Source organism: Thermococcus sp. (assembly GCF_027023865.1).
Classification (GTDB): domain Archaea; phylum Methanobacteriota_B; class Thermococci; order Thermococcales; family Thermococcaceae; genus Thermococcus.
Genome location: NZ_JALVUC010000015.1, coordinates 1 through 12,424, shown reverse-complemented (window position 1 = coordinate 12,424; position 12,424 = coordinate 1). Strand labels below are relative to the sequence as shown.

Here is a 12,424-nt window from a genome sequence, read left to right as displayed (position 1 = left end):
ATATACTCTCAGGAGTATTTGGGCTTTCCGGTTGCTTACCCATCATCCGACCCAAAGAGACCCTTGAGTTTATCCACAAGGTCCGTTTTGTTCCCTATGAGCCCCTTGGTCTTGTTTTCAAGCATCTCTCCAAGAGAACTCACTTGAGCCTGAACCCAGTCTGGATTGTCAACGTTCGAAATAAGCTCCTCTACCATCTTTGGATTGTCTCCAAAGGCCTCAAAGTACTTGTTTATGAGTCCCCGACTCTCCCAGTGCATCGTGCTCATGACGACCTTGAGAGCGGTGCTGCCCCCATAGCGGTATATCACGTGGAAGAGGCGGGTCTTCCAGAGGAGATTGCCTACAATCTTGTACGAAACCTTGTACGCAACGTTCTCCTTCATGAAGATGAGTTCCAGTCCCACTACAAAGAGCCTCTCGTAGAAAGCTGAGTAGGTGTCCCTATCTCCGGGGATTACTTGCCCTGCTGCTATGATGAGTCGGTTGTAATCACGGGCAAACGAACACATCATAAACATATCCTCGACCTGTGAGGGCTTGAGGGCGTTTTTGAGCTTCCTGATTTCCCTGTCATTCAAATAAGGCAGTTCAATCCCGTAATCCTTTGATAAGCCCTCTGCAAGATTTTTGTACTTGTGGAGGGCCACAGTAAGGTTTGAGACCTCTTCGCTGTACGCAGTGAGGTTCTGGTATCCCGAGAGATTTCCGCATTCGGGGAGAATGGGCAGGGACGCGATAGATGCGGCCAAAGCAATCGTAACGTTGTCGTAACTGTACGTGGATATGCTCTCCCATAAGCTCTGGGTGAAGTTCTGAAGACCTACTTCGATCCAGAGAGCGTCTTCTTGGCTCAAGTTGGGCGGTTCGGCTTCTCCTGACGTTACATGGACTTGTTCCCTGGACTCGCCAGAAAAGACGCTTGCAGAAGTACTCTCCACGGTATTGGCTGGAACCAAGACGCTGGAATCACTTGAGAAGTTCAGAGGGATTGCCATTTTCTCTTCGGATGTTGCTCCGTGCTGAAAGAGCCCCCACTGTCCAACTGTTGTGACGAGCATCAGTACTATAAACCCAACGGCAAAACCCATTGTTCCTCTCAGAGGATACTCACCCTTCTTGTGTTACGCTCTGCCTCCAATAAAAAGCTTTTCTGTTCGTTTCGTACTTCGTACTGTCTGGCCTTTTGAGGGAATCATTTATAAGGGACTGCATCGGAATGGTAAACAGTGGGAAACCATGGAATCTCTTCAGAGCGGGAGATGCCATTGGGCACTTCCTGAAGTCGTGATCGACAAGTACAGCGATGATCTGCTTATGGGGGTACTTGACGCTATAGACCCTTATTTCTCTGCCATCTCATACGTGAGGAAGAAGCATCAGACTCACAGATTCAGGGCACTCCTGCGCCTGAGATGGCTTCTGGACGAGAAGCGAGACGTCCTCATCTCCAGAATAACCGAGGTACTGCCCAGCGAAGCGAGTAGGATGCACTACCTCAAGGCCCAATCCGAAGTACTGAAGATATTTGAGGAAGAGCTCGCGGATGTGATGGACGAGATAGACGAACTCATGCATATCCTCAATGAGAGAGAGCTCAAGAACTCCATAAGAACCGACATCAGAAGGCAGATAGGGCTTTTGAACTCCATGAGGGAGAGCATCCTTGAAATAGCCTCCGATCCGGAGATGCCGGATGAAGAGTTCGAGAAGTACATGACGCTCGACCAGGGAATAGCGCTCCTCATCAAGCTCTATGAGAAGATGCTGGAAGACTGGAAGAATCCGGAGCTGTCAATCTACATTCTTATGCTCAGCCTCAGGATACTTGCGATACTCAACGGCAAGCTCGAACACCTTCCCCTCCTCAGGAAGGACATAGTCGAGATGGTTCCCGAGCTTGAAAGGGATGCCAGTCCGGAGGAAATCGAGGAACTCATCAAACTGGTGGGGAAGGAATGGCCAACTTCGTCGACACCAACATCGTAGTGGCCAAAGTCGTCGATACTGACCCCAACCATAAACTTGTTGAGGAGTTCTTCAAGGACAGTCGAATGGACATAATGGAGTCCGTTTACCAAGAGCTCCGACAGACGTTCTATGAAAAAGCCTTCAGTGCCCTCACAAAGCTCAAGAAGGCCATAAGCAAAGCGAACAAGATGGAGTTCTCAAGCGAAGAGGAGGAAATAAGGGCCATCAGAGAGCTCACGATCCAAATCTGCCGGGAAACCGAGCCTCAAATTCTCAACTTCTGCGAGTACATTGTAAAAGTCGCCGAGGAGAGGGGCCTTCTTCTCGTCAGAAAGCGGGTGAAGCTCCTCAGGGAGATGAACGACTTCATAATCGAGCAGATGTCAAAGATAGACAGACTCAGCGGTACCCACAGGATTATAAGGTTACAGACGGAAGAGCTTGAATCCGCGATAGACGTCTACGACAGGGTAAGGGAGAGATTCAAGGACGACTACGATGCCCTCATCTTCAGCGAGGCAGTGATGTTCTCGGCCAAGACAGACAAACCTTGTACCCTCTACACCCTCGATAGAAACTTTGCACGAACCGCCCGGAAAGTCCTTGAGGAACTGAGAGGGGAGAACCCGGAGATAAAGCTCCAGGTGGTATACCTCCCCAATGAAATTGAAAAGAAAGCCGAATAGGGCGTTCAGCCCTTTATGAACCTCTCAATCGTCTCCTGCTTTCCGGACTCATCTTCTCCGTTGAAGACCGAGTAGTCGCCCTTTTCAATGGCCCTCCTTATGTGCTCCCTGCCCGCGAGGAAGCCGTCGAGAAGCTTCTTCTCCTTGCTGTCCTTCGGGAGAACCTCGCTGATGACTTGGGCCACCTTGTAGAAGACGTCCTTCTCGCCCCAGCCGGTCTCGGCGAGCAGGCCGATCATCTCCCTCTTCCTGTTGGCCTGCCAGAGGAGCAGAGCCGCGTGGAGAACGTCTATCAAATCCCTGCCCTTTATCTCCTTGAGCTTCCTGTCCTGCGGGCCGAGAACGCGGATGAACTCCTTCTCCTTCACGATGAACCCTTTGTTCCACTCCCGCTCGAGGTCGAGGCCGACTGAGGTTGCGAGCTTCCTCGCCTCGTCGAAGGCCACCTTCGCCTCGCCGTACGTCCAGCGCCAGAGCACGTAGAACTTCGCGAGTGGTGAGAGCTCAGCGGAGATGTCCTCCCTGAGAACCTGCCTTATCGCGTAGTCGCTGACTATATCGCGTACAAGCTGGAGCAACCTGTCACCCCTTATCTCGTTGCCCTCGTAGTCGAGCACTTTCTCGTACTTGCCGAAGACCTCAATGGCCGAGCCTATGGCCGAGATGAAGAAGTCGGCACCGCTTATGCCCTCGCGCCAGAGCTGGTCGAGCTTCTTCTCAAGGGTCTCCCTGAGCTCCCTCTTGACCTCGTCGAACCAGCCGACTCCCTGCTTCTCCACTTTGCGAGCGACGATGTAGATTGAGGAGGCGAGGGCTGCGGACTCCTTTGCTATAAGCCTGTTTGCCATCTCCGTATGAATAGGCCACGAAGCGGTTGGGACGAGACCTGAGTCAAGGAGTGAGTTTATGAGCGTCTCCCATCCTTCAGTCGTCTTGTGTGCGTAAACGAGCACGAGGATTCCGCCAGGTTTGAGGACGCGGTGGATTTCCTTGAGCGCTTGTTTCATGTTCTCTTCAAAGTACCTTTTTGAACCATCTTTTCCTCCAAATCTGTTTGGATCAGCAACAAGCTCTTTGGTCTTTGGAGTGAGGGGTGTAATGAAAAGCTCCGGGTAGAGGTCTCCAACTGTACGCTTGAGCCAGACATAGAAGAAATCAGACAGTACTGAATAATTTACATTGTCATAGTATGGTGGGTCAGTGAAGATAGCATCGAAGTAGTTGGCCGGGAAGGATAATGAGGTTGCTGATCCCTGGAGCACTTTTGAGGGGAACTCTGATGACTGGGAGCAATGGGCAATAACGTTCACAACGTATTCAAGCCCCGTGTTCCACCCTCCACTCGCCTCAGAGAACGCCTGGAGTTCGATATAATCCCAGAGCATTGGGAGAGAGTTCTTTCCAAGGGGATACTCGATAGTTTCACGAGTAACGTGCCACCGAGAAAGTGTTGTTGAACGGGCCAAGAACTTGTCGAATGCTATTGCCAGATAAGTCACCACGGCCTTCGCGTACTCCTCGTCATAGCCTTCCTTGAGCATCCTCTCGTACGCCTTCCTCACCTTCTCGGCGAAGATTATCAGAGCGAGCTTCTGCCTGTCGTTGAAGATATCCCCCCATTTTGGCATTCCATACATAGGCATTCTGTCCACTTCATGGCACTTCTTCAGGATTTCTTCGTCCGGTACGGGGTCAATCCCCCACTCCTCCATCAGCTTTGCTCTCTTCTCCTCCAGATAGCGCTTTGCCTCCTCGTAGGCCCTGATGTCTTTTTCAGTTGGAAGGCGGTAGATTTTGCCTCTCTTCTCCGGGTGGTACAGGACAACGGCCACAATCCTCTGCCCGGCCTTGCCCTCGCGGAAGAGCTTTCTCGTGGTGTTCGCGTCGTGGGTCATGCCGCAGACTGGACAGGTGGCCTTTGCTCCCTTTACCGTTCCCTTCGAGGGGTCAAAATCGCTTGGCATCGGCTCGTAGCCGTCGCCAACTATCTTGAACTTGACTTCCTTGCCCTCGACGTAGGGATAGAGGGCCACCTTCTTGTTGTTCTTCTTCGCCAGCCAGAACTGCCTCATCAGTGGTATCTCCGCCCCGCAGGCCGGGTTCTGGCACGTTATCGTTCTCGCCCAGATGTAGCCGACCGGGATGTAGCCGTCTTCATCCACCGGGTAGAAGCGTTCAAGCTCCTTCTTTGCCTCCTGGAGAACCCACTCGCCCCACTTCTTCACGTCCCTCACGAGGTCGTAGTCCTTCCCTTCACTCTTCTCTCCAGCTATCCACTCGTCGAGCGCTCCCTTCTTCTTTTTCCCGTACTTCTGGGGGTACTCAAGGACTGCCTTGAGGATGAGAACTGCAACAGGGTTGTAGTCAACCGCGTACGTCTCAAGGCCGAGGCGCAGTGCCTCAAGCGGTATCGAGCCTCCCCCAGCAAAGGGATCAAGTACTCTTGGCCTCTCCTGGTTTGGGTCATCGCGTATCTGTCTGAAGTACTCCATGATGTCCTCGCGGGCTCTTCTTATGATCTCCTCGTCGAGAGAGCTTTCCCACTTCGAGAGCTTTGCTATGAACCTCTTCTTCCGCTCGAGCTCTTCCTCGTCCTTTGGAGCGGGTATGAGTGCGGCGTAGTTGGTTGCGCGGGAAGAAGCCAGTGGGCGTCTCGCCCACCAGATATGGAGCGTTGAGATGTGGCCGTGCCTTATGTTCTTCTCCCTTGCGGACTCTTCGCTCACGGCCTTGACCGGGAAGGCTACCTCGATAAAGCGTTTGTCACTCATTTTCATTCTCCTCCTGATCTGTTTCATCTGGAACAGTACTCTCAAGCTTTTGAATCTCGCTTTGAGTGTGGAACGTTATCCACCGTACCTTTTTGCTTTCAACCAGTTCTTTGATCTGCCTCTCTCGTTTGGTGAGTGTTTTGGTTTTCCCACTCTTCACTTCGATAAAAACGATCTCCTCCGGGTTCCCCTCTTCAAGCCCCTTGAATGCTATAAAGTCTATGGGGGTTCCAATAAACCGTACGTCCTTCGGATTTATGCCGTAGTTGGAAAACATCAGCAGTGGAGCAAGTTGCTCTCCAACGCGCCCCAGGATTGTCGATGAGGAGCGGTATATTGCATCCTTCCTGATTTCTTTTTCTGCTCTCTGCTTCCACTCCTGGAGTTTTACCTCATACTCCTTCCTCAGGGTTTCTTCCGAGAGTTTCAGTTTGGTTTCGAGTTCAGTGGTACGCTTGATGAGTTCCTGGTTCTTCAACCACAAGACCAAGACCATGGCGATCAAAATCAAGACCAAGAACGATAAAACAACGGCCTCCATTCCCATTCTACCGCCTCCTCAGGCTTCAACCTTCTTACCCTTCTTCCTCCACTCTTCAACCGGGACTTTGAACCTTATCTCGTACTTCTCCACGACCTTGAGCGTGTGGGCAGGGTCGCGGATGATGTAAAGGGTCGGTCTCTCGGCAGCATATGCCACAACGTAGAGCCAGTACCTGTCGCGGAGCCTCTTTGCAGTAACGTACTCGTTCCAGGTGAGCTCAACGTCTCCAATGTGTGCCCTTGCTTTTACTTCTATGTGCCTTTTCTCGCCGTTGCCCTCGGAGTAGATGTCGTACCCGAGGTTCTCCTTCGAGACGTCCCTCGGTTCCCTTCCATGTCTTCTCTCGTACTCCATGGCAACCTGCATCCCTATCTCCTCTATCGCCGGATCCTCTCCCATTTCTCCCCTCGGGAGCACGTAGATGGCCCCGATGAAGACGGGAGGTCTCACCATGAGGCTCGTCTCCCTGGCAATCCTTTCCGGCAGTTCCTCCAGTGCCTTCCGGTAACGGTTCAGTCTCTCCTCAAGGTTCCTTATGGTGAGTGCGTACCTCTTCTTCTCCTTGGGCGGGAGGAGTTCGTACTCGGCCAGCTTGTAGTCGAGGTCGTCTATCAGCTTCTTGAGGGACTTCACTCCGTACTTTTCCTTTATCTCCGCCTGCCTCTTCCTCTCCTTGAGAAGCTGGTCTCTGTACTCTTCGAGGGCCTTCATGGCGTAGATCATCGCGTTCTCTCTCCTGCTGAACTCAACCTCCACCTCTGGAGAATCTTTGGCCGGTTCGAGGTCCCAGATTATCTTCGGGTCTATAACCTCAAGGCTCTCACCATCGTCATAGACTGCAACGAGCGTCTTTCCGGCTGTTTTATTGAAGCCGTCCTGAACTTCACCCTCGAAGAACCAGATGGTACCGTGCAGTCTGTTCTTGGGGTCGTAGAAGACCGCTCCGCGCTGGAGCTCTTTGAGGTACTCCTCCTGTACCCACTCGCGGAGGGCTTCGAAGAGAGGATGCCCGAACGAGACGAACTCCACGTCGTCCCTCTTCTCAGAGATTCCCTTGTCAAAGGTTATGGCCTTGTATGAACGCTCCACCGTGCCGTACTGCTTCCTCTCCGCTATCTCCCTCAGGACTCTGGGGGTTCTTTCAACTGAGTAAACGTGTGGCTCCTTCTCACGTATCCGGGCGTTGAGGCGCTTCATGGCTTTGAGGAAGAAGAGTTCGAGGTACTCCGGAGATAACCGGTTTTCTTCGGCCTTTTCGAGGAGTTGCATTATCCTGCTCAGGTCTATGTGCTTCGTCGCAAGGCTTTCCCCGAGGAGCTCTTCCGCCTTCTTTTTGATTTCCTCGGGCTGGAGCTTTGGCTCTTCCTCCCTCAGGACGCTGTCTGGATCTCTGAGCATGACGGCGACCTCTGAGAGGAGGGTGTACAGGTTCTCACCATCGAGGAGTTCTCCGATGACGTCGAAGACCTTATCCCCGAGAGCTTTCCTTATCTCCTCTATCTTGTGGAGGAGTCTCTCGAGTACCATTCCTTCCCTCGTGTTTCTGGCCACGAAGTTGAAGATGTGAACCGGGTACTTCTGGCCGTAGCGGTGTACCCTTCCTATTCTCTGTTCGAGCCTGTTGGGGTTCCATGGGATGTCGTAGTTTATGAGCAGGTGGCAGAACTGGAGGTTTATGCCCTCTCCGGCCGCCTCGGTTGCCACCATGACCTGAGCCCACTCCCTGAAGTCCTTTTCACGCTGGAGCCTTGTATCCATGTCCATCTCGCCGTGAATGAAGGTAACAGTGTAGCCCCACTCCTGGAGCTTGTTCACGAGGTACTCGAGGGTGTCCTTGAACTCCGTGAAGATGAGGATCTTCTCCTTCTCGCCGTGCTCTCGCGCTATGAAGTCCAGCGTCTCTCTGAGCGTCTTGAGCTTCGTCTCTTCCTCCGATGCTATCAGCTCCTCGCTCATCCTTATGAGCTCGTCAAGGGTTCTTATCTCGGCCTCTATGAGCTTCCTCTTCCTCACTATGGGAAGGCCTTCGAGCCTCAGCTCGGCCTTCCACCTTTCCCTCTCTTCCTCGTCTTCAAGCTCAAGGAGATCCTCAAAGTCGAGTTGAACACCCTTGGTCTCAAGCTCCCCACTCTCAAGGTACTCCTTGAGGCGTGCTTTTCTACGCCTGAGGGACTGGAGAAGTGCGTACGTGCTCGATGCGAACCTCCTCTGGAGTATCACGAGCGGGAAGACTATGCTCCGCCTGCTCCCTTCGAGAACGGTATACTGGTAGTGGATGTAGCGGGAGAGGTCGTTGTAGAGCCTGATCTCCTTGTCCGTGAGGTTGAAGTTCACCGTGTGAGAGTACCGGGGCTTGAATATCTTCTTCCCTTCGAAGTCCACGAGGTCTTCTTTCATGCGTCTGAGGAATATGGGGTTCTCGTTTCTCCTTATTGCCTCAAGGAGTATCTCTTTGTCGCTGAAAAGGCCCGGGACAAGGAGGTCAAGGAGAAGGCGGAAGTTTTCAGGGTCTCCTTTGTGTGGTGTGGCCGTGAGGAAGAGCATGTGGGTGGAGTTCCTTGAGAGCACTTCACCTACTTTGTACCTCTTTGTGCGGTAAATCTTCTTCCCGAAGCGGTATGCGGCCATCTTGTGGGCTTCGTCCACTATCACGAGGTCCCAATCCACGTTCTCAAGACTCTTCAGGATGTCTTCCTGCTTGAGGAAGTCTATTGAGGCGATTACCTGCTTTTCACGTCTCCAAACGTCGGTTGTCGTCCGGAAAATCTCCCTGTTGACGATAGTGAACTCTTCCTGGAACTTCTCTTTCATTTCCCTCTTCCACTGGGGTACGAGATGGCCGGGAACGACTATGAGGATTCTCTCTGCGAGGCCTCTGAGTTTGAGCTCTTTTATCACGAGGCCCGCCATAATGGTCTTTCCTGCACCGGGATCGTCCGCGAGGAGGAAGCGTATCTCGGGGTTCCGGAGGATGTGATTGTAGACCGCGTCGATCTGGAATGGGAGGGGTGCTATTTTCGAGACGCTGACCGCAAGTATTGGGTCATAGAGCGAAGCAAAGTGGTACCGCTCTCCCTCGATTGCGAGGGCAACTGCTTCTGGGTCTCCTTTGAAGTCGAGGGGTTTTGTGATGATTTCAATCTCCACAAGGTCGGCTTTCGTCAGTATGTAGAGGTCGGCTTTGCGGGAGTTCAGGTAGTGGCCTCCCACCATGGTGGTATCTCCACTTTCGTTCACGATCTCGACGAGAAAAGGCTCCTTCCATTTCGTGCTCTTGAGAATATAGCCTGGTTTTATCTTCCCTTCCATTTCTACCAACCTGTTGGGGGATTTCTATCTTGGTGGATAAAAGAGTTGCGGGAGCTTCTATACATCAAGGATGTATGCGGGATGATACAATTGTTGAGGGGATATCATTCAAACTCTTGAAGCTTTTTCTTCCTTTATGTAATCGAAAATGTTTTTTTGCTTGCTTATGGAGTGTTTTTGGTGGTTCTTATGAACAAAAGAGGATACGTTATTACTGAGTTCACAGCTGAGAATGACTATTATAGAGTGAAGAAGACAAAAAGAGGATTCAGCATAACGTCAAAAAAGAAGAAGAAAAAGCTTGAGTACTCAGTGCATCTTGCGAAATTACTCAACAAACTCGCAGAAGATGACTTTATTGATAAAGATACAGCAACTGTATTGCATACCCTCACAGGTACAAAGAAGCAGTTCAGAATATCTCACAAAAAACTTGCAGAAGAAATTGAGAAGTACCATGATTATCTTGAAGAGCAAGCAATGAACAAATATGAAGCATCAAAAGCATGAAACGTATCGGAAAGTGTGAAATAATCAAAACAGCAGTATAATGCAAGCTTCCTTGTTCATCTCTTTGTGTGTCTTTCACTGTACGATAGCTTGCTCTACCTGCAAATGCAGTGGGGGGCTTTGTTGTCCAGTTGGGTCAAATTGGCTCGATTCTGAGCTTATGTTTCATAAATATCTATATGTAGATTTCTGAAATATCAAATCTACCTTTTTGAAGGTTTTTGACATATAGTATAAAAGTTTTATATCGGTGTTTATGATACACATTTGGGTGGAGCACGTGACGGTGTACATCTACCTCCGTGTGAGTACAGACGAACAGGACATAGACAGTCAGATGGAGAGTGTAAAGAGCTGGCTTTCTGCGAAGGGGATTGACAATTTTGAGATTATCAAAGATGAGGGTGTTTCTGGTGGTATACCTGCCAAAAAACGACCAGGCTTCTCAAAAATACTGGAAATGGCAGGAGAAGGGGATATTCTTGTGGTTTCCGAGCTGACCCGGTTGGGACGTTCGCTCGGTGATGTCATACTGACCCTCAATGAACTGACGGAGAAAGGAGTCCGTGTTGTTGCCGTCAAGGAAGGATTGGATAGTACCGCTGACGCCATGCAGTTCAAGATAATGACGACTCTGCTGGCTCTTTTTGCTGATCTCGAGCGTGAGTTCATCCGGAAGAGGACACAGGAGGGCTTGAGGCGTGCGAGGGAGAAGGGCAAGCGCTTGGGAAGGCCACCCGTGTTGGACGAGGGAAAGCTGGTTACCGTGGTTGAACTGTACCGAAAGGGATTCTCCGCCCGCAAAATCGCTGGGATTCTCAATGTAAGTCCGAGTACAGTGAGTAGAGCCCTCAGAAAGCTCAGGGAGGCAGGGGCTTTGAGTGAGCGTAGGGTTGTCCAAATTGACAGGAAAAAGCTCAAGGAGGTGATAGGCGGTGAGGGATGAGGAAATCCGTGAAGAACTCGAAGATCTCAGGCGTGAGATTGCCAAACTTCGGAGAGAGATCGCTTCATTGAAGGGAAGCATGGACTGGGCTGAGGATCAGTTTGAGGATCATGAAGAAAGGATCAAGGTAATCGAGAAGATTCTGGATGTAGTGTACGATGAAGAGGGGAAGCAATACAAGAGTAAGTACTTGAATAAGCTCTATGGTATGATAAAAGGTTTGGAGCGTAAGATGAAGTCTCAGAGTTGAGATAAACGGTTCTGGTTGAGTCTCAAGGCTCTCTCTCTGAAAAGCCAGTCTCATTTGTTTGTGGGTGGGGAAAGATGGCCCCGCCAAGGGCGGGGCAAATCACGGGGGATAAACCTCAAATTCATCATTTTGGGCTTCTTTTGGCCTTTTCTTGAACAATCCGGCGGCAAGGCTGACACTCAGGGGGATAAGGGGTGGTTTGTAGTTCCGGTAATGCCAGTATGCGAGCCATGCAACCACTATGTACTTGAAGCGTCCGGTGTCGATATTCTGGAATAGTTCTCTGACTTCTACTCTGACTTTTGATGGGATGCTCTTTTCTATGATGAGTGTTGCTCCTTCCATACCTTCAACGCCCTCCAGTAGAGGCTCTCCAGTTTGTCAGCGGTTTTCATACGATAGGCAAGGTCAATCTCAGGGTCTCTGAGAACCACCAATGCATCGGCGAGGGCGAACAAGTCTGATGTCCTGACTCTCATCTTGTGATTGCCCCCCAGTAGAGTTCTTTGAGGATTTTGAGTTCTCCTTCGAGTTTTTCTGTCTCTCCTCGTGCGACAGCGTCTGGATTCAGTCTTTTCCAGAACAATTCGTCCTCTTTTTGCTCTATGAGTCTTTTCAGCTCCCAGGAGTTCATAGTCCCCTCACCCCCTTGGAGTTCTGCAGCTTGATGTGTCTCTGTTCTGGCAGACGCGAGTTTTGAGGAGTTTATTTTCCATCTTGGGTCCCTCCCATATGTTATTCACGGGGGCCCGGAGGGCCCAGTTTATACTATTTATAAAAGTAATAAAGGTTGAGAAGAGCGAGAGTTATAAGCTCGAGTAAATACGCTCTCTGATGGCTTGCAGGAGCTTGGGATACTGCTTCTTTGCGAGTCTGAGTGCATCGAGGTAATGGCGAGCTCCAATGGATGTGGGCGCTCTTCCCTGGAGAAAGTCTGCAACGTTGGAGTCTATCCCCACATCAAGTGCTGTAGTGTACCACCATTTTCGTATGCCGTTGTAGAGTATCCTCTGTCTTTTGCCGACGTTTTCTGCGATGTTGTATGATATGGGCTCGTTCATTTCGTGTATGGCATCTGCAAGCTCTCTGGAGCAGAAACAGACGAATGCTTGCTTTGTCTTGTTCCGAATGTTGAGTTCTGTGTACGCAAATTCTCCCATCGTTGTGTATTCTCCTTTTCTGAGTTTTTCCCACGCTGAAATGGCGTGAGAGCGGCGGAGGCCGCTTTCCACGACGAGACGGAGAAAGAGGCTGTGTTTCCTGTTGGTGAGCCGGCGGAGTATACTGGTGAGTTCTTTGTCACTGTAGACTCTTGTGTCGATGTTATTTGTCCTTTTGAGTTTGACACAGTTCTTTATTGCTTCGTATTCTTCTTTTGTGATGATTTTTGCCTCGTACATGTATTTTGCAAGGCTTCTGAGTGCGAGTCGTTGATTC

General features: G+C 50.7%; 13 protein-coding genes. 5 read left to right on the top strand and 8 right to left on the bottom strand.

From position 1 onward, the window contains the following. Positions 1-35: 35 nt before the first annotated feature. Entirely contained in the window at positions 36-1,061 is a 1,026-nt protein-coding gene (locus MV421_RS04710) for a hypothetical protein (RefSeq protein WP_297502996.1), read from the bottom strand. A gap of 178 nt (positions 1,062-1,239) precedes the next feature. Here MV421_RS04710 and MV421_RS04705 point away from each other — a divergent pair, with 178 nt between their 5' ends. Together MV421_RS04705 and MV421_RS04700 are read left to right on the top strand one after the other, a co-directional pair. Next, positions 1,240-1,989 carry a hypothetical protein gene (locus MV421_RS04705; RefSeq protein ID WP_297502998.1) on the top strand — a complete coding sequence of 250 codons (750 nt, stop codon included), beginning with the start codon at positions 1,240-1,242 and terminating at the stop codon, positions 1,987-1,989. Further along, positions 1,959-2,657 carry a hypothetical protein gene (locus tag MV421_RS04700; RefSeq protein WP_297503000.1) on the top strand — a complete coding sequence of 233 codons (699 nt, stop codon included), beginning with the start codon at positions 1,959-1,961 and terminating at the stop codon, positions 2,655-2,657. Before MV421_RS04705 ends, MV421_RS04700 begins: the two co-directional genes overlap by 31 nt. 5 nt (positions 2,658-2,662) lie before the next feature. On the opposite strand, the gene MV421_RS04695 is transcribed toward MV421_RS04700, so the two are convergent. From MV421_RS04695 to MV421_RS04685, 3 genes are read right to left on the bottom strand one after another with little or no spacing between them, the layout of a single operon-like run. Next, complete coding sequence (locus MV421_RS04695) at positions 2,663-5,428, bottom strand: DUF1156 domain-containing protein (protein ID WP_297503002.1); 2,766 nt, start codon at positions 5,426-5,428, stop codon at positions 2,663-2,665. Then, positions 5,421-5,975, bottom strand: coding sequence for a Holliday junction resolvase-like protein (locus tag MV421_RS04690; RefSeq protein WP_297517950.1), 555 nt, complete (start codon positions 5,973-5,975; stop codon positions 5,421-5,423). Before MV421_RS04690 ends, MV421_RS04695 begins: the two co-directional genes overlap by 8 nt. A 12-nt stretch (positions 5,976-5,987) precedes the next feature. After that, on the bottom strand, positions 5,988-9,281 hold the full coding sequence (locus tag MV421_RS04685; RefSeq protein WP_297517959.1) for a helicase-related protein: 3,294 nt from the start codon (positions 9,279-9,281) through the stop codon (positions 5,988-5,990). A gap of 180 nt (positions 9,282-9,461) precedes the next feature. Here MV421_RS04685 and MV421_RS04680 point away from each other — a divergent pair, with 180 nt between their 5' ends. The 3 genes from MV421_RS04680 (at position 9,462) to MV421_RS04670 (ending at position 10,987) form a co-directional block, all read left to right on the top strand. Further along, positions 9,462-9,791, top strand: a complete 330-nt coding sequence (locus tag MV421_RS04680) for a hypothetical protein (RefSeq protein ID WP_297503055.1) — start codon at positions 9,462-9,464, stop codon at positions 9,789-9,791. A gap of 271 nt (positions 9,792-10,062) precedes the next feature. After that, the gene (locus MV421_RS04675) at positions 10,063-10,737 is read left to right on the top strand and encodes a recombinase family protein (protein WP_297503057.1); all 675 of its coding nucleotides are present in this window, start codon (positions 10,063-10,065) and stop codon (positions 10,735-10,737) included. Next, positions 10,727-10,987, top strand: coding sequence for a hypothetical protein (locus tag MV421_RS04670; RefSeq protein ID WP_297503059.1), 261 nt, complete (start codon positions 10,727-10,729; stop codon positions 10,985-10,987). Before MV421_RS04675 ends, MV421_RS04670 begins: the two co-directional genes overlap by 11 nt. 99 nt (positions 10,988-11,086) lie before the next feature. On the opposite strand, the gene MV421_RS04665 is transcribed toward MV421_RS04670, so the two are convergent. The 4 genes from MV421_RS04665 to MV421_RS04650 form a co-directional block, all read right to left on the bottom strand. Beyond that, entirely contained in the window at positions 11,087-11,332 is a 246-nt protein-coding gene (locus tag MV421_RS04665) for a hypothetical protein (RefSeq protein ID WP_297503060.1), read from the bottom strand. After that, on the bottom strand, positions 11,308-11,466 hold the full coding sequence (locus tag MV421_RS04660) for a hypothetical protein (RefSeq protein WP_297503062.1): 159 nt from the start codon (positions 11,464-11,466) through the stop codon (positions 11,308-11,310). The genes MV421_RS04665 and MV421_RS04660 overlap by 25 nt, the downstream gene beginning before the upstream one ends. Next, the gene (locus MV421_RS04655) at positions 11,463-11,621 is read right to left on the bottom strand and encodes a hypothetical protein (RefSeq protein WP_297503064.1); all 159 of its coding nucleotides are present in this window, start codon (positions 11,619-11,621) and stop codon (positions 11,463-11,465) included. The genes MV421_RS04660 and MV421_RS04655 overlap by 4 nt, the downstream gene beginning before the upstream one ends. A 172-nt stretch (positions 11,622-11,793) precedes the next feature. Beyond that, on the bottom strand, positions 11,794-12,424 hold a 631-nt coding region (locus MV421_RS04650), incomplete at its 5' end, for an integrase (RefSeq protein ID WP_297517947.1).